Genomic DNA, 18,945 nt, shown 5'->3' on the forward strand with positions numbered 1-18,945 from the left:
TGTGATAAAGCGGTCAACGTAGAGCCGTTCAACAGCGTGAGCTCCGAAACTGGCTTCTCAACTAAAGAGGATGCTGCTGCCGGCTTGCTGGGCACCTATGACGCACTTCAGGCCGGTAATTACTACGGCCTGTCGTTCCCCTCAATCTCTGATTTGATATCCGGAGACATGCTTCACGTAGGAACTTTTGTTACTACCTACGGGGTCATCAATCAGAACCAAACTTTGCCTGACAACATCCAAGTAGGCAATACCTGGAACGCCATCTATCAGGCCATCAGCCGGGCTAACTATCTGATTCAGCAAAGCGAGAAAATTTCGGACCCTGCTTTTCCGCAAGCAGCAACGATAGCCCAGGCACGTGGTATCCGCGCCTTGGCTTACATGGACCTGCTGGCCTTGTGGGGTGGCAGCACCCAGGGCTACGGGTTCACCGGTGGCCGTGGGGTGCCGTTGCGCCTGGCTCCTACTACTGCCATTGGCCCAGAAACCGCAGCCATTGCACGCGCTTCGGAAGCCGAAGTGGCTGCCGCTATTCGGGCAGACCTCGATTTCGCCATCGCCAACCTGCAGCCCGGTGCCGGCAGCAACCGCATCACCAAATCGTCGGCCCTGGCCCTGCGTGCTCGATTTGAGCTACGGGAGCGCAAGTTTGCCGAAGCTCTGTCGTTTGCGAAGCAAGTGCCCGCAGTTGCAGGCTTTGCTACCTCTGCTCCCACTGGCACAACAACGCCCGATGCTCTCTGGCAGCTGTTTTTCTCGAACACGGACCAGAACTCGTACGCCTTCTTTTGGTACCCTGCTCCCGGTGGTCGCAACGAGTTTGACCCAGGCACCACCATCGCCGCGGCTCACCCAGCTGGTGACCTGCGCCGTGCCATTAACGTAGTAACCGCCACTACCTCTATCACCGTGGCAGGTGCGCCGTTTACCCTGTCTCCTGGCACTACCCAGAAGTACTACCGTACGTCGACCCGCGATGACCGTTTCAACATAATTCGCTATGCTGAGGTAGTACTTACCATTGCTGAGGCTGCTGCTCAGACCGGTGCTCTGGCTGAGGCTACCACCAACCTGAACATGATTCGCACCCGGGCCGGCCTGGCTCCAACCACAGCCACTACTGCTGCAGCCCTCATCACTGATATCCTGCTACAGCGCCGCTTGGAATTTGCTTACGAAGGCATCTACTGGATGGACCTGCGCCGCACTAACAGAATACAGACGGCTTTGCCGACTTATGCTGAAACGTTCCGGAACCTCTTCCCCATTCCGTTGCGCGAGGTACAGCTCACCAACAATCTGATTGAGCAGAACCCTGGTTACTAGGTTACTGCAGAAGTCAATTGAACAAAAAAACCCCCGGCCATTACTGGTCGGGGATTTTTTTGTTCAATTGACTTCTACAAAAGGTATCGCAGTACAAAAATTGGTCGTGCTTATCTAGCGGCCTGAATTAAGCATCCGTGCAGATGCAAGCATACTGCATTTAGAGCGTCATGCTCATCTGGCGTCCGCGCAGCCGAAGCATGACCGGTCTTTTTCGATTCGGGCCTACTGGTCTGACCGCCCCAGGCGGTCTGACCGGTTGAAGCACCAGCAGTTTCGGTCTGACGACAACCGGTCAGACCGCCCTAGGCGGTCTGACCAGCGCATACGCTTACTTCTGCATTCGTACTTAAAGAATGTACTGGCTCAAATCCCGGTTTTTTACCATGTCGGTTAGCCGCGCGTTTACCAGCTCGGCAGTGATAAGGATGCGGGCATTGGGGCCAATCTTGTCGGGCACGTCGTAGAGGATGTCGTTCAGCAGCCGGCTCATCACCGTGTGCAGGCGGCGCGCACCGATGTTCTCAACCTCGGCGTTTACTTCAGAAGCAATTTCGGCTACCCGCTCCAGCGCGGCATCGTCGAAGGTGAGTTCTACTTCCTCGGCTTTTAGCAGGGCCTCATATTGCTTGGTAAGGGCATTTTTGGGGTCCTTGAGGATGCGGAAAAAGTCTTCTTTGGTGAGGCTCTGCAGCTCCACACGAATGGGGAAGCGGCCTTGCAGCTCCGGAATCAGGTCAGAGGGCTTGCTAACGTGGAAGGCACCGGCGGCAATGAACAGGATGTGGTCGGTGTTGACGATGCCGTACTTCGTGCTCACGGCCGAGCCTTCTACGATGGGCAGCAGGTCGCGCTGCACGCCCTGGCGGCTCACATCGGGTCCGCCGCCACCGCTTTTGCCGCCGCTGCTGGCCACTTTGTCTATTTCATCGATGAAGATGATGCCGGCATTTTCGCACTGGCGAATGGCTTCGTCCTTCACCTCGTCCATGTCAATGAGCTTGGCTGCTTCCTCGTCGAGCAAGAGCTTGCGGGCTTCGGCCACGGTCACTTTGCGCTTGCGGGTTTTCTTGGGCATCATGTTGCCCAGCATGTCCTGCAGGCCCGAGAGCGTGCTTTCGTCCATGCCGGGAGGGGCGCCCATCAGGCCCACGCTGGGCCCGGCCTGCGCCACCTGAATCTCAATTTTGCGGTCTTCCAGCTCGCCATCCTTAATCTTCTGCCGGAACCGCTCGCGGGTGCGCTCGTTGAGTTCAGAGTCGGACTGCGGCACGTCGTCGGGGCCGCTGCTGCCGAACCCCACGCCCGGCTTGGCGCCCGCGGGCCGGGGCATGGCCGGAATCAGGGCGTCCAGAATCAGCTCTTCCACGGCGTCGGCGGCCTGGGCTTTCACGGCTTCCTGGCGGCGGGCCTTCACGCGGCTAAAGCTCTGCTCGGCCAGGTCGCGCACCATGCTTTCCACGTCGCGACCCACATAGCCCACTTCCGTGAATTTGCTGGCCTCCACCTTCACAAACGGGGCATCGGCGAGGTGCGCCAGGCGGCGGGCTATTTCAGTTTTGCCCACGCCAGTGGCCCCAATCATGAGGATGTTATTCGGCACAATCTCAGCCTGCATATCGAGGGGAGCATGCAGGCGGCGCCAGCGGTTGCGTAGCGCAATGGCCACGTGCCGCTTGGCCTCGTGCTGGCCAATGATGTATTTATCGAGCTCGGCCACGATTTGGGCCGGGGTAAGGAAGTCCTGATTGAGCATGGGGAATGGGGAAAGCGAACAAAAAACTGTCATCCTGAGCGCAGCGAAGGACCTTGCCACGGTAGTACGGCTTGCAGCTACTACAATCGTTCTACGGCCCTAAGGTCCTTCGCTGCGCTCAGGATGACAGTTTTTTTCAAATAGGCAAGTGGTAGCTACTCTTTCTTTTTAAACAACGAATCCAGGTTGCGGGCCAGGGTAAAATACTCGCTGGAGCCCGCGGCCTGCAGCGTGGCGTGGGTATAATCAATTTGAAAGCCCGCAAGTTTCAGCATGACGCCAAAACTGAGGCCCGCGCCGCCGCCGGTATTTTCCAGGCGCAGCTCGCGGCGCTGCAGGTGGTTGTAGCCGGCGCGCAGCTGCAGCCCCTTGCCCAGCACCAGCGCGGCGCTCACCGTAAAGTGCCGGGCCAGGTTGTCGCCGAAGCTTCGGCCGGGCTGTTTCCGGGTCGTGTCGGCATTCAGGGGGGTACGCTGGTTGGGGTCGAGGTACTGGATATCCCACTGGTGCAGGTGGTGCGCGGTGAGCGAAAAGCGCAGCGGCATGTGCTCGGGCTTGATGGTGGCGCCCAGCTGCACGTCCAGCGGCAGGGGGCCTCGCCTGGTGCCGGGGTAGGGCGAGAACTGGAGTCCCGCGTTTTTCACGGCCAGGCCCGCCGTAAAGTCCTGCGTGGGGTGCTTGAACACCACGCCCACATCGGCCACGCCCGCAAAGGAGCGATTGCCGGCAATGCTGGAAACCGCCAGCTTGGTGGTGGCGCCAAACGTATAGTTGCCGGTGGTGTAGGAGTCCGATACGCCCAACGTGTACTCATTGACGCCAAACGTGCCCAGGCTGTTGCCGGCCGCGTCGTAGCTCTCCAGGCTGCCGTAGTTGAGGTAGGTGATGCCCACGCCCAGGCGCCCATACTTCTGGGTGTTGAACACGTAGGCCGCCGTGCTCTGCTTGATATCGGCCAGGTAGGACACGTAGCTCAGCGCCAGGCGGCCGTCCATGTCCGCGTTCAGCAGGGCCGGATTGGCAAAAAGCATGGTGGGGTCGTCGTTGCGGTTCGACACGTTGTGGCCGCCCAGCGCCGCTTGCTGTGCCCCCGTGGGCAGGTCCAGAAACGGAAACACCTTGCCCCCACCCAGCTGCTGCGCGGCAGCCGGCGAGAGCGCCGTCGCCATCCAAAACAAGCCTAAACCGGCAACCCGGCCCGCACAAAAATGCTTCATGTAGCGAAGGTAACGAGTGGAGAACGGGCTTCAGGCTGTTGCAAACGGGAATTGATGCAGAACACGCTTCAGCCTGTGGCCAACGGCTCCGGCGGGCCTCAAGGCAATACCTAAAGCATCCGCGCCGTGCCGCCTGCCACGAGTTAAAACGTGTTCTGCTGCTTTACTGCACTTCCACGCTGGGCCCAACCACGGGCACGGGTTCGTCGCGCACGGGCAGCTTTTGCGGGCGCGGCACCAGCTCATCGAGCAGGGCCACGCGCAGCACATCGTCCACACGGTCGGCGTAGTGAATGGTGAGGCCCTTGAGGTATTCCTCCTGAATCTCATCAATGTCCTTGCGGTTTTTGGGGCACAGGATGATGTCCTTCATGCCGGCGCGGCGGGCCGCCAGCAGCTTCTCCTTGATGCCGCCCACCGGCAGCACCTTACCCCGCAGCGTGATTTCGCCGGTCATGGCCAGGTGGGCGCGCACCCGGCGCTGCGTGAAGGCCGAAGCCATGCTGGTGAAAATGGCAATGCCCGCGCTGGGACCGTCCTTGGGCACGGCGCCCTCGGGGAAGTGAATGTGCAGGTCGTACTGCTCAAACAGGCGGTAATCAATGCCAATTTCATCGGCCCGGCTTCGCAGGTAAGAAAGGGCTGTGATGGCCGATTCCTTCATCACGTCGCCCAGCTGGCCGCTCAGCGTGAGCTTGCCCCGGCCGCGGCTCAGCAGGCTTTCCACGAAAAGAATATCGCCGCCTACGCTGGTCCAGGCCAGGCCCGTGACCACGCCGGCGGTGTCGTTGTCCTGGTACTGGTCGCGGTCGAAAATAGCAGCCCCGAGGATTTTGCGGATTTCGGCGGGCTCCATCACGGCGGGGAGCGGCTCTTTGCCGGCCTTGCGGCGGGCCAGGTTGCGCGTTACGGCGGCCAGTTTGCGCTCCAGGCCGCGCACGCCGCTTTCCCGGGTGTAGTCGTCGGCCACGCGGTGCAGGGCAGCGTCGGTTATCTTCACTTCGGCTTCGCCCAGGCCGTGGTCTTTCAGCTGCTTGGGCCAGAGGTGCTTGCGGGCAATTTGCACCTTTTCTTCCTGGGTGTAGCCAGTCAGGTCGATGATTTCCATCCGGTCGCGCAGGGCGGGCTGGATGGTGTCGAGCGAGTTGGCCGTGGCAATGAACAGGACCTTGCTCAGGTCGTATTCCACCTCCAGGTAGTTGTCGGTGAAGGTGGCGTTCTGCTCCGGGTCCAGCACTTCGAGCAGGGCCGAGCTGGGGTCGCCGCGGAAGTCGCTGCTCACCTTGTCAATCTCATCGAGAATAATAACCGGGTTCGACGACCCAGACTTCTTAATCTGCGCAATGATGCGGCCGGGCATGGCCCCCACGTAGGTTTTGCGGTGCCCGCGAATCTCGGCTTCGTCGCGCACGCCGCCCAGGCTCATGCGGATGTATTTGCGGCCCATGGCGGCCGCAATGCTGCGGCCCAGCGAGGTCTTGCCCACGCCGGGAGGCCCGTAGAGGCACAAAATGGGCGCCTTCAGGTCCTGTTTCAGCTTGAGCACGGCGATGTACTCCAGAATCCGTTCCTTCACTTTTTCGAGGCCGAAATGGTCGGCGTCGAGGATTTTCTTGGTTTGCTTGAGGTTGAATTTGTCTTTGGTGTACTCGCCCCAGGGCAGGTCGAGCAGGAACTCCACGTAGTTCATGCTCACCGAGTAGTCGGGCGCCATGGGATTGGTGCGGGACAGCTTCTCCATTTCTTTTTTGAAATGAAGCGCGACGTTTTCGGGCCACTTTTTGGTTTCGGCGCGGGCGCGCAGGCGGTTTACGTCCTCGTCGGGGCCGTCCTGGCCCAACTCGTCCTGCAGGGTTTTGAGCTGCTGGCGCAGGAAGTACTCGCGCTGCTGGGCATCAATGCCGGTGTGGGTTTTCGAGCGAATGTCCTGCTTGATTTCCAGCAGCTCGGCCTGGCTGAGCAGGGCCTCCAGCAGCTGGCGGGCCTGCTGCTCGGGGTCGGCCAGCTCCAGCAGCTTCTGCTTGGCCGGCAGGTCGAGCTGCACGTTGGAAGACAGAAAGTGCGTGAGGAAAGCCGGCGACTGGATGCCGTCGAGCATGGCCCGGGCTTCCATAGGTATTTCGGGGGTGAGCTCCAGCACTTTGGTGGCGGCATCGCGCAGGGCCTGCAACAGGCCAAACTCGCCCGGAATGTCCACGTTCAGCGCTACTTCGGCAAAGTAGCTCACCCGCGCCGTGAGCTGGGGCGCGAAGGTGAGCTGCTCTTCAATGGTGAAACGCACCTGGCCTTGCAGGATGATGGTGATTTGGCCATCGGGCTGCTCCAGCAACTTCAGAATGCGGGCCAGCGTGCCCACGGAGTGCAGCTCGTCGGTGGTGGGCTCGGCGTCGTCAGGGCTTTTTTGGGCCACTACGCCCAGCAGCTTGTCGGCCGCGTAGGCCTTACGCACCAGCTTAATGCTCTTTTTGCGCGTGACCGTGACCGGCAGCACCACGCCCGGAAACAGCACGGTGTTGCGCACCGGCAGCAGGGGCAGCGTGGGCGGCGCGTCGTCGCCACGCAACAGGTGGTCGGGGTCGGCAGCCATTATTGCAATGGCTTCGGGTTGGGAATTATTATCGTTAAACGTCCGAACCGGGGACGTTAGGGAAGGAAGAACAGATGCCAGACGCATGGGCGGGAATAAAGCCAGAAACAACAGCCGCAGGTGCCAGATTGGCAGCCCGGCGCTTCGGGAAAGAGGACACACAAGATACGGTTCCCCGACGCCTTTGGGTCTCAAGGGCCGTGCCAGGAGGAGCCTTCCGCCAAAGCGGCGCACCCACGGGCCTGCTTCCGCTTGGTTGCGGTACATTAATCGCTAAATTGTTGGCAACTTGCGCGAATTATTATTTTTTATTACTCCTCCAATGTCCCGTTTATTGCGTCGGTGCCAATTTCTTTTCCTGCTTCTCGCGGGAATGGCCGCCGCTCCCCAGGCCCAGGCGCAACGCCGGGCTCCCCAAAGAACGCGGCCCGCCGCTTCCCCCTCTACCGATACCACCAGCGGCGGCGCTCGGCAGCCCCAGCCAGCCGCAAGCCCGGGCTGCCGCCAGCCGCCGGCAGCCCGGCCATAGCGCCCGGCACCTACCGCACGGCGGCCCTCACCAGCCGCAACAGCCGCAAGCTGCGCCTGCGCCCCGACGGCACCCCGGATTTTGCCAACATCAACCGCTACCCATTCTACGAGAACAAGAAGGCCCTGCGCGCCCTGGCCAAGGCCGAGAAACGCCGCGACTACCGCACGGCCCGCACCATTCTGGAGGCCTACGTGGCCCAGTTTGGGCCCACCAACTTTGCCCGGAACACCGACATGCTCTGGCGCCTGGGCCAGCTGCTGGAGCGCGACAACCAACCGGCCAAAGCCACGGCCTACTATCGGCTGGCCCTCAAGCACCACCGCACCGACATCCGCAAAGTGCAGCTCTACTACGACTCGCTGGAGAGGAAAAACCAGGACCTGTACGTGCCCCTGAAAACCTACTACGACCTGGTGGAGTACCGCAAGAACATCAGCACGTTTCGCCCCCCCAAGGGCGTGTACACGAGCATGGGCGATGCCATCAACAGCAAAATGCCGGACTATGGACCGGCGCTGGGCGGCAACGACTCGATGATGCTCTTCAGCAGCAAACGCAAGCGCCGCGGCCTCACCGAAGTCCCCGACGAGGACCTGTACATCTCGCGCCGCGAGGGCATCAGCTGGACCGATGCCGAGCCGCTGCCCAAGCCCATCAACTCCCCCAACAACGAGGGCTCGGCTTGCTTGAGCAAAGACGGCCGCACCATCTACTTTGCTCGCTGCGAGTGCGCCACCTGTAGCGGCAACTGCGACCTGTTTACCGCCACCAAGGGCAAAGACGGCAAGTGGAGCACCCCCAAGAGCCTGGGTCCCGCTGTGAACTCGCCGGCCTGGGACTCGCAGCCCACCCTTTCGCAAAACGAAGACACGCTGTACTTCGCCTCCGACCGCCTGGGTGGCTTCGGCTTGTCGGATATATACTTCACCCACAAGCTGAAAAACGGCCAGTGGAGCCCCGCCGAAAACGCCGGCCCGGTGGTGAATACCCGCGAGAGCGAGGTGAGCCCTTTCTACCATCCACTCTACCACGTGCTGTACTTCAGCTCGCGGGGCCAGCTGCTGAACTTCGGCGACTTCGACATCTACAAAACCTACCGGGTGCGCGGCCATTGGCAGGAGCCCAAAAACATTGGCCCGCTGGTGAACGGCAAGGGCTCGGAATACTACTTCACCATCGACCGCGACAGCCGGAACCTCTACTACGCCCGCTCCGAAGCCACCGACCTCAACAACCTCGACCTCTACTCTTTCCCGCTGCCCATGGAGGCCCAGCCGCTGGCCACCACCCACGTGGAAGGCACGTTGCTCGACTCTGTTTCGAGCCAGCCGCTTAAGGGCATTGTGAGCATCATGGACCTGGATAACGGCATTGAAGTAGCCAGCAAGTTTATTCGGCCCGACGGCACGTTTGACTTTGAGCTGATGGAGGGCTCGCGCTACGCCATGCTCATTCAGAGCACCGATTTTTTCAGCGTCGAAAAGCAGTTTGTTCTAAAGGGCGACACCGTAATGGCGCTGCTCACGAACAGCATCGATTACAAGCTGCCGCTAATTTTCAAGAACATTGAGTTTCAGCAGGGCAAGTCGGCCATCCTGCCGGGCATGCACGCCACCCTCGACCGCATTGCCATTTTCCTGGTCGACCACCCCACGTTCCGGCTCAGCATCGGCGGCCACACCGACACCAGCGGCGACCCCGACGTGAACGAGCAACTCTCGCAAAACCGGGCCGAGGAAATCCGCAAATACATCGAGCGCAAGGGCAAAATCAAGCCCGACCGCATCGAAAGCCTGGGCTACGGCTCGTCTCGTCCCCTCAAAGACGAACTCACCGACGCCGACGCCCGGGTGAACCGACGCGTCGAATTCCGCCTCCTCAAGCCCGAAGGCGACAAGCCCGCCGACGGTGGCGGGGAGTGGAAATAGGCCGCCGAAGTAGCCGTTGCCCACTTAAATCCAAAGCCTGCTTTCCCAGTACAAGTCCCTGAGGCCGCGTTGTTTTGATAATCAGCAGCATCCCCGATTTCCGTTTGCAGTACGACGAAGTGCTGGGCTTGCTGCGCCTGGAATGGATTACTGCCATTGGCACCGATTCGCTTCGGGCCAGTGCCACGAAGCTGCTGGAACTGGCCCGCCAGCTGGGCGTGCGCGTTCTGCTGCTGGATATGAACACCGTACCGAACATCTCGGTGGCCGACGAGCTGTGGCTGGGCACCCACTGGATGCCCGGCATTGTGCAGCTGCCGCTGCAGCACCTGGTACTGGCCATCGACGGCAGCCGCGTCCACAACCAGTTGGCCATCGACGCGCTACACGATTTGGTGCAGCCCGCCATTCGGTTCGAGTCGCACTATTTCTCCGATGCAGACTCGGCCATGCACTGGCTTGCCCAGGATTCGGGCCGGCTGCCGGGGCTCAAGGCCGAATGGGACGCCCGGTAGCCCCAGCGCCCTACTCCACCGCCAGCACCTGCACCACTTTGCCGTTGAACACGGCCTGCTCGCCCGCCCGCAGCCCCTTGAGCGCCACCGCCACCGGCGCCGCCGCTGATACCGCGAACACCTCCGGCCCCTCCCCCGCCAGCTTGCCGGCACTCACACTGATGTAGAACCGGCCCATGCTGGTGGCTACCAGCGCGCCGGGCCGCACCGTGTCGCAGGCGGCTTCGGGGTTGATGCGGGCCAGCTCGGCCTGCAGCTGCTGGGCCTGCTGCATGTGGGCGGCGTTGCGGTCGCGCTCGGCGTTGGCCATTTCGCGGCCGGTTTCATACTTGTCGCCCGCGCTGCTCTTGGTTTCGGAGGATGAAGATTCCTGCGCCGCCTGCATGGCGGTGCGCGCGGCGCTGATGCGCTGCTCAATGAAAGTGTGGCAGAGGGCGTGGAGGGCGGGTTTTGGGGTCATTGGGACGCTATGATACTGTTGCAACTGCTGCGTTTGAGATTCAGCTAAAAGTCCAGTCAATATGCCAATCCGGGAATCAAAGAGGTTAAGCCGAGGATAAATGCACCCGCTGCCATGCTAATGACTAGCAAATTCCAGCATTCTAAAATGGGTCGATGCTGCCGGATAGTAAAAGCCAGCAGCTGAAAAGGCTGAGAAACTTGAGCACAGGACTGGATTACTAGCTTACTTCCGTTTCACCTTGTTGAGATTGCGCAAGTCGGCGGCGTCTTTGCGGCGGCCGGTACTGGCTTTGTTCTTGCGCAAGTCGGCCAGACTGATGAAGTTAATGGCTACTCCGTCCCAAACTGTTGGCTCACAAGCTGGGAAACAATCAGCGAAGGTGACGCCATCTACCTCGTTCAGAATATCAATCCGAACGGGTGCAACGCCGAGTTGAATAAAATCACCCGAACTCAGGAAGTCTGCTTCCTGGTACAAACTCCCAAAACCGAACGCTTGCATCACTCGCACCAAACGAGCGGCGTTTTCTTCGGAAATTTCTACCCACACATCAATGTCGCCAGTTTGGCGAATGTATCCGTGGTAAGCAACAGCATAGCCGCCAACCACCATGTACCTAACGCCGTGCGCGTTTAACAACTCGATAAACTCTTTGTAGTCTTGGTCCAGGGAATTGGCTAGGGTCATGGCGATAATAAAACCATAATGAGTGAGCACGCAGATATTCGAGCGCATTAAGGCGTTCCTGGGGCGTTTTAGTGAGCCAATACGCTACGTCATCCGCATCTTGGTCGTGGCGCAACGGAACTTTGCGAGTGACAGTTTTATCGAGGCGAAGCATGCTACAAGATAAGGACTCTATGGTCTCAACAGCCCATCCGCCACCTTCCGGTCGTTCCCCAGGCGCGGCACCTTGTTCTGCCCGCCCAGTCGGCCCAGGCTTTTCATGTAGCGCTGGAAGGCGCCGCCCGGCAGCGCCGTGAGCTGCAATGGCACCAGAATGTTGCCGCGCCGTAAGTCGTCGTAATAGCTGTTGCGGGTGCGCAGCGTGGTATCCAGCGCGGCGGCAAAAGCAGACGCATCCTGTGGAGGCCGCGCAAACTCCACCAGCCACTCGTGGCGCGAGGGTGTGGCGGGGTCGTCGCTCACCAGCGGGGCCACGGTGAATTCGGTGACTTCCACTTCCGGGAACTGGGCCATGGCTGCGCGCAGGGCCTGCTCTACTTCCTCGCCAATCACATGTTCGCCGAAGGCCGAGAGGAAGTGCTTGATGCGGCCCGTGACCACCACGCGGTGCGGCGCCAGGCTCACAAACCGCACCGTGTCGCCGAGGGAATACCCCCACAGGCCGGCATTGGAGGTGAGCACCACGGCGTACTGCCGGTCCAGCTCCACGTCGGCGATGGTGAGGCGGGGCGCGCCGGGCTCGAAGAACCGCTCGGCGGGCACGAACTCGAAGAAAATGCCGCTATTCAGGAGCAAGAGTAGCCCCGGGTTGCCGGGCTCGTCCTGAAAAGCCAGGAAGCCTTCGGAAGCGGGAAAAAGCTCGATGCTATCCACCGGCCGGCCGATGCTTTCGAAGAGCTTGGCGCGGTAGGGCTCGAAGTTGACGCCGCCGTACACAAACAGGTTGAAGTCGGGAAAAATGTCCTTTATGGGCCGGCCGGTGCGGGCCACGAGGCGGTCAAAATACATCTGCACCCACGGCGGAATGCCCGAAATCAGCGTCATCTGCTCCCCCAGCGTTTCGTCTACGGTGCGCTCCAGCTTGGTTTCCCAGTCTTCGATGATGTTGGTCTGGTAGCTCGGCAGCTGGTTGCGGCGCAGGTAGGCAGGCACGTGGTGGTTGGCAATGCCCGAGAGCCGGCCCGTGCGAATGCCGTGGTGCATTTCCAGCTCTGGCGAGCCGGACAGAAATATCAGCTTGCCATCCAGAAACTGGCTGCGGCCGGTGCGATGGATGTAGTGCAGCAGCGCATCCTTGGCCCCGTTGATGTGGTTGGGGATGCTGTCTTTCGTTATCGGAATGTACTTGGTGCCGGAGGTGGTGCCGCTGGTTTTGGCCAGGTACAGCGGGTGGCCGGGCCAAAGCACGTTGGCCTCGCCGGCCTGGGTCCGGTCGAAATATGGCTTTAGAGCCTCGTAGTCGCGCACGGGCACCTGGCGGGCCAGGTCCGCAGGGGTTTGCACCCGGCCCAACTCGTGCGCCTGGCCAAAGGCGGTGCCGGCCGCCGTGGCAGTGAGCTGGCGGAGCAGCGCCTGCTGGGTGGCCACGGGGCGCTGCTGCCAGCGCTGATAGCGCCGGGCAATGTAACGGGCCAGCGGGCGGCTCAGCGCTGATTTCAATCCCATAATTCAGATAAAAACACCGTTGAAAGGGCTGCGAAGGTACGTTCGCCGAGTTGGCCGGGGTGCTGGCCCGGCAACCCCGCTAACTTGCCGCCGTTAGCACGGTTTCAATCCCTCATCCCTTACTCAACCCATTCCTTAAATACCATGGCAGACCACAAAGGAACCGCCGCCTGGACCGGCGACATCAAAGGCAGCGGCACGCTCACCACCGAAAGCGGTGCGCTCAACGCCCCCTACTCCGTTGGCAGCCGCTTCGAGGGCAAGCAGGGCACCAACCCCGAAGAGCTCATCGGCGCAGCCCACGCCGGCTGCTACACCATGTACCTGACCGGCGCACTTACCAGAAACGGCTACCAGGTAGAAAGCATCACCACGTCGTCGACCGTGACGATGAACCCCAACAACGGCCACCCCGTCATCGAGCGCATCCACGTGAGCACCGAGGGCCGCGTGAGCGGCAACAACATCACTGCTGAGGACTTCCAAAAGCACGCCGAAGACGCCAAGGCCAACTGCCCGGTATCCAAAGCCCTGAGCGCCGTGCCGGAGATGACTTTGGACGCTAAGTTTATGGAGTAAACGGATTTGTATCGATAAAAAAGCACCCCAGAAATTGGGGTGGCTTTTTTATTTACCTTTCACTGATGGCCTCCGTTTCCTTTGTATCAATTTGATACAAACCCTTCTTTCATTTTAAGAAGATATCTGAGGTGGTCGGGTAAACCAGGAGAGAATTGGGTGGTAACTTCCCAATCTGATGGAAAAAGCTCCTCCGACAAAACGGCCGCGCTATGATACGGCCTTACGCGCCGAAGCCCTGCGGCTGGCCAGCGAAAGCCGTTCCACGCTGGCCGCCGCCCGTGCGCTAAACATCGACGCCAAGCGCATTTATGCCTGGCAAAAAGCGGCCCAGCCGCCTTTGCCGGCCGACCCGGGCGAGGCCGCCGAAGTGCGGGCGTTGCGGGCAGCCAACAAACGCTTGGCGCAGGAGCTGGGGATTTTAAAAAAGCCATCGCCATCTTCTCGCATCCCCCGACCCTGTGATCACACTGCAATTCATTAACCATCAGGGCACTTACCACCCCATTCAACAGCTCTGCCGCGCGTTGGACGTGGTGCCTAGCCGCTACTACGCGTGGCGGGCGGCGCAAGCGGCGGCCGCAGCGGGGAAGGCCGGGCCGGCCTGGGAAACGGAAATGCTCGCCGTGTTTGACTTCCACAAACACCGCTACGGGACGCGCCGGCTGCGGGTCGAATTGCAGGAAATAGGCCACCGGGTGGGCCGTCAGGCGCTGCGCACGGGGCTGCGCCGGCACGAACGCCAGGCGTTGCAGCCCAAGTCGTTCGTGCCGCGCGCCACCGATTCGACCCACGGGCAGCGCTGCGCGCCCAATTTGCTGCTGGACCAGCCAAAGCCCACCAAAGCCAACCGGGTCTGAGTCAGGGACATCACGTACCTGCCCTTGGCCAACGGCGACTGGGCCTATCTGTGCGCGTTTCAGGACCGGTGCACCAAGCACGTGGTCGGCTGGCAAGTACGGGCCGACATGCCCGAAGCATTGGTCACCAGCGCCTTGCATCGGGCGCTACTGGCCCAACGGCCCGCCCCAGGCCTCATCGTTCATTCCGACCGGGGCGGTCAATACGTGGGCAACGCCTACAAGGCCCTGCTGCGCGAGGCCGGCGCCCAGCTTTACCACAGCCGGCGCGGCGAGTGCTACGACAACGCCCAAGCCGAGAGCTTGTGGTCGCGGCTCAAAACCGAGGAACTCGAAGCCCGCGACTGGCCCGTTTTTGCCGACCTAGCCGATGCCCAGGCCAGCGTGGCCGACTATTTTGACTATTACAATCACGAGCGTCGCCACTCCAGCATTGCCTATCAGAAGCCATATCAATTTCACCAACAACATCTTAACAACATCACCCAATTCTCTCCTGCTTAACTAGACCACCTCAACCTGCTATTAAGGGTATACGATTGGCCCCACCTGAAACGCTTTGAACGGTAATTGCCTAATCCAATGATTAAGGTTACTTCTCCATTGAATTCTCTCGATTATTTATGCTACCCTACCATTTAATAGAAAAATTCCTTCGTTTAGTTGCGTATTTTTGAGGAATCATCGGGCCTCAGCACCAAATGAAAACAATTTTATTCTTACTCTTATTGCTGTTACCCTTGGCGTCCATGGCGCAGGAATGTGTACTGTTTGGTAAGGTAGTGGATAAAAAAGGCGAGATTCTGCCTGGTGCGACGGTTCTCCTTCAATTGCCGCGTGACTCGTCGGTGGTCAATGCGTCTACCACCACAGCTGAAGGCCGGTTTCGGATAGGACCAGTAAAACGAGGCGCTTACAACTTAACGATCACATTTGTTGGCTACGCTCCGCATTTCCAGCGGCTCATTACACCTTCTCCCGCCCGAACAATGGACTTGGGAAATATCCTGCTGTTGGAAGCCGCAATTACCCTGGAAAGTGTAACCGTAAAAGGAACTCGGGACGTGGTAGTGAAGCAAGACACGGTAGAATACAACGCCGGCTCATTTGGCACGGCGGCTTATTCTACCACCGACCAGCTGCTGAGAAAACTACCTGGGGTGGAGATAGACTCCGATGGTAACCTTAAAGTCCAGGGGGAAAACGTGACCCGCATATTCGTAGATGGCAAAGAGCTCTACGGCCGCGATATCAGAAAGGCCATCAGCAGCCTCCCAGCGGACGCCATAAACAAAGTGCAGCTTATCGATGGCAAAACCGACGAAGCCAAGTTTTCGGGCGTAGACGACGGGCGACGGGAAAAAGTTATTAACCTAACGCTGGAGGAACAAAGCCGAACCATGGGCTATGGTAAATTAACGGTTGGTGGAGGATTAGAGGAACGATACGCCGCGCGAGGAGATTACAACCTATTGCACGACAACAACCTACTCTCTATAACCGGGTCTGGCAACAATGTGAACAACCTAGGGCTTTCCGGAGCCGGCACAGGAGGGCAAATCCTCGGCGGCATGGGTCAGCCAGGTCGGACAGCGACACACGCAGCCGGTATAAACGGCTATGTGCAGGCTGGAGAAAAAACTAACATCAACGCCAGCTACGACTTTCGACAATCCGACGGGCAGGTGCTCACATATCTCACAAGGCAGAATTTTCTACCTAAAGGTACTTCATTGTATCTCGAAAACAGCCGCCGCAATAACCGGCGCTACAGTCACTCGAGCGAATTGGGTATAGAGCGAAACGGCACAAATACCACTTTGCGGCTAAGCTCCGCTTTTGAATATGCCCACGGGCGCCAAGGCTCATACAATGGGCAACAGTCATTCGGCGTAGACGAAACGCTGGTAAACCGAGGCGAACGCAGTATAAAATCGGCCAATACCGACCTGACGATGAGTGCTTCGGCGTTTTTTGGAGTACGCTTAGGCAAACGGGGTCGCTTGCTGACCACTACTACCGATGTATCGGTGAACCGGACCAATACCTACGGTGAGTCGCTGGCCTTCACAACGTTCACGAACCGCCCCAGCACCACCTTGCGCCAGCGCAACCTAGATAACTATAAGGAATTAGCTTATTCTATTCGGGTGGCCTATAAGGAGCCTCTTGGTAAAAAGCAATACCTAGAAGCTTTCTACTCTGCTTCCAACCGTGGTTCAAAATCAACGGTGGAGGTTTTTGACAATACTAACGGAGCTAACCGACTCGAACCCGAACAAAGCGGTGTATTTAATTCGGGCTTTTTGACCCGGCAAGCTGGGTTTGCCTACCAACTAAACATTCAAAATATGGCTGTCTCGCTAGGGGTTGTGGGGCAGGAGGCCCTATTATCTAGCAGCACCCAAGCTGGAGGCCTAGAGCTTCGCCCCCGCTTTCGGAACCTGCTGCCCAATGGCAATGTGAAGGCCCAGTTAAGTAAAGTTACACAGCTTAGCTTAGCTTATACCACGGGTATACGTCCCCCTCACATCAGCCAGTTACAACCAATAGTATCGCGCTACGACCCCCTTAATATTTCGCTGGGCAATCCATCTCTTCGTCCTCAATACGACCACAATGGTGTGCTAACATTTCGTTTAGCTTTGGATTCTAAGTTGCTATTTTCCAGCTCTATTAACCTAATCTATGCCACTGACCCTATTGTTACGGCGGTTTACATAGATGAGAAGCTGGTACGTACTACGCAGTTTATTAACCTGGCACAGAACCGCTCGGCTGGGGCTACGTTCAGCTGTAGTAGATCTTTCCCGAAAATGCACAGCCGACTGGAATTAACTCCTATTCTGCGCTACAATGAAAGCAATACCCTGCTCAACGGCGTGGTGGGAACCAACACGCAACAGTCGGCAGGAGGAAGCGCGAAGTATGGCTATCGTTTGAAAGAGGTGGTTGACTTCAACCTGCGCGCCAGTATTGTTGGTACTAATAATAGTTACCGACTCACCGAAACCCAGCGCCAGCAATTTATCTTGTCCAGCTACTCAGCCGATGCGCTTTTGCACATACGCAAGCATTATAGCTTAGCGGGTACTCTCGACCTGCTTTTGGTGAAAAACAAAGCAAATAATTCTCAGCAGGGGACACCACTATGCAATTTTTACCTGTCGCGGCGCTTGCTTAAATCAGACAGGGGAGAATTGACTTTAATGGCCTTCAATGTGTTAGACGCAAGTATAGCTGCTACACAGGTTGCAACTCCCAATTATGTTGAGCAGTCCTCTCAAAACTCTGTAATGCGCTTTTACTTGCTAAGCTTCACGTACAACCTTCGGAAAGAGAATAACTAGGGAGTGTTTACAATCAAAGCCAAGTTAAAGCGGCCACGAGGCAGCAAGTGGCAAAGTAATTTGCGGCGCGTTTGTCAAAGCGGGTGGCCCGAAAGCGTTTTAAGCTATTGATGGCCCGTTCTATGTGATTTTGTTCTTTGTAGATTTCCGCGTCGTGGGCAATGGGTACGGTGCGGTTTTCTTGCCTGGAATGTCGGCCGTGGCCCCGGTCTGCTGAATTTGGGTGCGCACGTAGCCCGCGTCGTAGGCCCGGTCGGCTAGCACGGCTTGCCCCGGGCGCAGGGGGCGCACCAACAAGCCCGGGGCTTGCGGGCGGTCGCCGGCCTGGCCCCCGGTCAGGGCCAGGGCGCAAATCCGGCCCTGCGCGTCGCAACCCAAATGAAGTTTGGTAGTGAAACCGCCGCGGCTGCGGCCGAGCGTCTGGCCCACGGGGCTGTCTTTTTTTTTGCCCTGGCGGCCACCTGGTGCGCCCGCACGGCCGTAGAATCGACCATGAGCCGGTGCAGCCCCGTTGCATTTTGCACCTGGGCCAGCACCCGCGGCCAGACCCCGGCCAAGCCCCATCGCCGAAACCGGGCGTACACCGTGTGCCAGGGCCCAAACCGCTCGGCCGGCAAGTCCCGCCGCACTGGGCCCGCCAGAGCACCGCCCCGACGAACAGGCGCGTATCGCGGGCCGTCGTGCCCGGCGACTGCGCTTGCCCAGGCAAGAGCGGCGAAAGCCGTGCCCACTGCGCGTCGGTCATCATGCTGCGGTCTTTATTCATGCTCAAAGGTCTACCCTAACTGTAAACACTCCTTAGACCGGGTCTGGGTGGGCGACACCACCTACTTGCACTTGGTGGGCGGGCGCTAGTGTTATCTAGCCACCTGGCGCGGCGCCTGCTCGCGCCGGGTCGTGGGCTGGCACCTAGCCGCGCAGATGCCCACCGAACTCGTGCTTTTGGCCCTCGAGCAGGCCCTGGACTTACGGCAGCCTGCGCCGGGCCTCATCATCCACGCCGACTGGGGCAGCCAATATACCAGCGCTGCCTGCCGCGCCCGCATCGCTCAGGCGGGCGGGCTGCCCAGCTTCAGCCGGCCGGGTAACCCCTACGACAACGCCCAGGCCGAAGCTGGCTGGAGCACGCTCAAAACTGAATTGCTGCCCGGCGGCAGCCCCTTTGCTTCGCTGGAAGAGGCCCGTCTCGAAGTAGCCCATTACCTCGACACCTACTTCAACCTGGACCGTCGGCACTCTGCCCTGGGCTACCGCTCGCCGCATCAATCTGAACACGACCTGAAAACCAACCTACCTTACCGCACTGTCCGTTTTGACTAGAGCCTGTTATGCACTGATTCGTAAATTAGGGGTATGACCGCGACGCGAAGCTACCCAGGTGATGTGAAGGATGACGAATGGGCGTTTGTAGCCCCTTATTTGGCCCTGCTGCGGGAGGACGCGCCCCAGCGGCGGCACCCGTTGCGGGCCCTGTTTA

The 18,945-nt window shown here is 59.3% G+C and carries 16 protein-coding genes and 2 pseudogenes; 10 read left to right on the plus strand and 8 right to left on the minus strand.

Going from position 1 to position 18,945, the window contains the following annotated elements:
- The first annotated feature begins 225 nt into the window (after positions 1-225).
- Positions 226-1,329, plus strand: coding sequence for a RagB/SusD family nutrient uptake outer membrane protein (locus BEN48_RS15445; protein WP_206599873.1), 1,104 nt, complete (start codon positions 226-228; stop codon positions 1,327-1,329).
- Between the two features lie 349 nt (positions 1,330-1,678).
- On the opposite strand, the gene hslU is transcribed toward BEN48_RS15445, so the two are convergent.
- From hslU to lon, 3 genes are all read right to left on the minus strand, one after another.
- On the minus strand, positions 1,679-3,085 hold the full coding sequence (gene hslU, locus BEN48_RS15450) for an ATP-dependent protease ATPase subunit HslU (protein ID WP_070735855.1): 1,407 nt from the start codon (positions 3,083-3,085) through the stop codon (positions 1,679-1,681).
- A gap of 155 nt (positions 3,086-3,240) precedes the next feature.
- Positions 3,241-4,302: a type IX secretion system protein PorQ gene (gene porQ / locus BEN48_RS15455; RefSeq protein WP_083321111.1), complete on the minus strand. Its 1,062-nt coding sequence runs from the start codon at positions 4,300-4,302 to the stop codon at positions 3,241-3,243.
- A gap of 163 nt (positions 4,303-4,465) precedes the next feature.
- A complete protein-coding gene (gene lon / locus BEN48_RS15460; RefSeq protein WP_094122971.1) occupies positions 4,466-6,889 on the minus strand; it encodes an endopeptidase La in 2,424 nt (807 codons plus the stop codon).
- A gap of 342 nt (positions 6,890-7,231) precedes the next feature.
- Between lon and BEN48_RS15465 the strand changes: the two genes are divergently transcribed.
- Together BEN48_RS15465 and BEN48_RS15470 are read left to right on the plus strand one after the other, a co-directional pair.
- Positions 7,232-9,349 (plus strand): OmpA family protein, encoded by a 2,118-nt coding sequence (locus BEN48_RS15465; RefSeq protein ID WP_241502293.1) that lies wholly within the window; start codon positions 7,232-7,234, stop codon positions 9,347-9,349.
- A 74-nt stretch (positions 9,350-9,423) separates the two neighbouring features.
- Complete coding sequence (locus BEN48_RS15470) at positions 9,424-9,864, plus strand: hypothetical protein (protein ID WP_070735861.1); 441 nt, start codon at positions 9,424-9,426, stop codon at positions 9,862-9,864.
- Positions 9,865-9,874: 10 nt separating this feature from the next.
- On the opposite strand, the gene BEN48_RS15475 is transcribed toward BEN48_RS15470, so the two are convergent.
- From BEN48_RS15475 to BEN48_RS15485, 3 genes are all read right to left on the minus strand, one after another.
- The gene (locus BEN48_RS15475; protein ID WP_070735863.1) at positions 9,875-10,324 is read right to left on the minus strand and encodes a 3-oxoacyl-ACP synthase; all 450 of its coding nucleotides are present in this window, start codon (positions 10,322-10,324) and stop codon (positions 9,875-9,877) included.
- Between the two features lie 225 nt (positions 10,325-10,549).
- Positions 10,550-11,014: a nucleotidyltransferase family protein gene (locus BEN48_RS15480; protein ID WP_070735893.1), complete on the minus strand. Its 465-nt coding sequence runs from the start codon at positions 11,012-11,014 to the stop codon at positions 10,550-10,552.
- A 171-nt stretch (positions 11,015-11,185) separates the two neighbouring features.
- Entirely contained in the window at positions 11,186-12,679 is a 1,494-nt protein-coding gene (locus BEN48_RS15485) for a GH3 family domain-containing protein (RefSeq protein ID WP_070735865.1), read from the minus strand.
- A gap of 144 nt (positions 12,680-12,823) precedes the next feature.
- Here BEN48_RS15485 and BEN48_RS15490 point away from each other — a divergent pair, with 144 nt between their 5' ends.
- From BEN48_RS15490 to BEN48_RS15500, 5 genes are all read left to right on the plus strand, one after another.
- Positions 12,824-13,258, plus strand: coding sequence for an OsmC family peroxiredoxin (locus BEN48_RS15490; protein ID WP_070735867.1), 435 nt, complete (start codon positions 12,824-12,826; stop codon positions 13,256-13,258).
- Between the two features lie 178 nt (positions 13,259-13,436).
- On the plus strand, positions 13,437-13,742 hold the full coding sequence (locus BEN48_RS18295; RefSeq protein WP_083321112.1) for a transposase: 306 nt from the start codon (positions 13,437-13,439) through the stop codon (positions 13,740-13,742).
- Positions 13,720-14,118, plus strand: a complete 399-nt coding sequence (locus BEN48_RS18300; RefSeq protein WP_125932684.1) for a hypothetical protein — start codon at positions 13,720-13,722, stop codon at positions 14,116-14,118. Before BEN48_RS18295 ends, BEN48_RS18300 begins: the two co-directional genes overlap by 23 nt.
- Before the next feature lie 9 nt (positions 14,119-14,127).
- A complete protein-coding gene (locus BEN48_RS15495; RefSeq protein ID WP_083321114.1) occupies positions 14,128-14,622 on the plus strand; it encodes an IS3 family transposase in 495 nt (164 codons plus the stop codon).
- A 197-nt stretch (positions 14,623-14,819) separates the two neighbouring features.
- Positions 14,820-17,468, plus strand: a complete 2,649-nt coding sequence (locus BEN48_RS15500; RefSeq protein WP_070735868.1) for a TonB-dependent receptor — start codon at positions 14,820-14,822, stop codon at positions 17,466-17,468.
- Positions 17,469-17,588: 120 nt separating this feature from the next.
- Here the strand turns inward: BEN48_RS15500 and BEN48_RS15505 are convergent, their stop codons facing one another.
- Positions 17,589-17,897 (minus strand): transposase, encoded by a 309-nt coding sequence (locus BEN48_RS15505; protein WP_158010216.1) that lies wholly within the window; start codon positions 17,895-17,897, stop codon positions 17,589-17,591.
- Complete coding sequence (locus tag BEN48_RS20230) at positions 17,804-18,199, minus strand: transposase (protein WP_094122975.1); 396 nt, start codon at positions 18,197-18,199, stop codon at positions 17,804-17,806. The genes BEN48_RS15505 and BEN48_RS20230 overlap by 94 nt, the downstream gene beginning before the upstream one ends.
- A gap of 136 nt (positions 18,200-18,335) precedes the next feature.
- Here BEN48_RS20230 and BEN48_RS15510 point away from each other — a divergent pair.
- A pseudogene (locus BEN48_RS15510) lies at positions 18,336-18,788 on the plus strand (transposase); the annotation flags it as partial.
- A 33-nt stretch (positions 18,789-18,821) separates the two neighbouring features.
- Positions 18,822-18,945: pseudogene (locus BEN48_RS19850) on the plus strand (IS5/IS1182 family transposase); the annotation flags it as partial.

Source organism: Hymenobacter glacialis (assembly GCF_001816165.1).
Classification (GTDB): Bacteria; Bacteroidota; Bacteroidia; order Cytophagales; family Hymenobacteraceae; genus Hymenobacter; species Hymenobacter glacialis.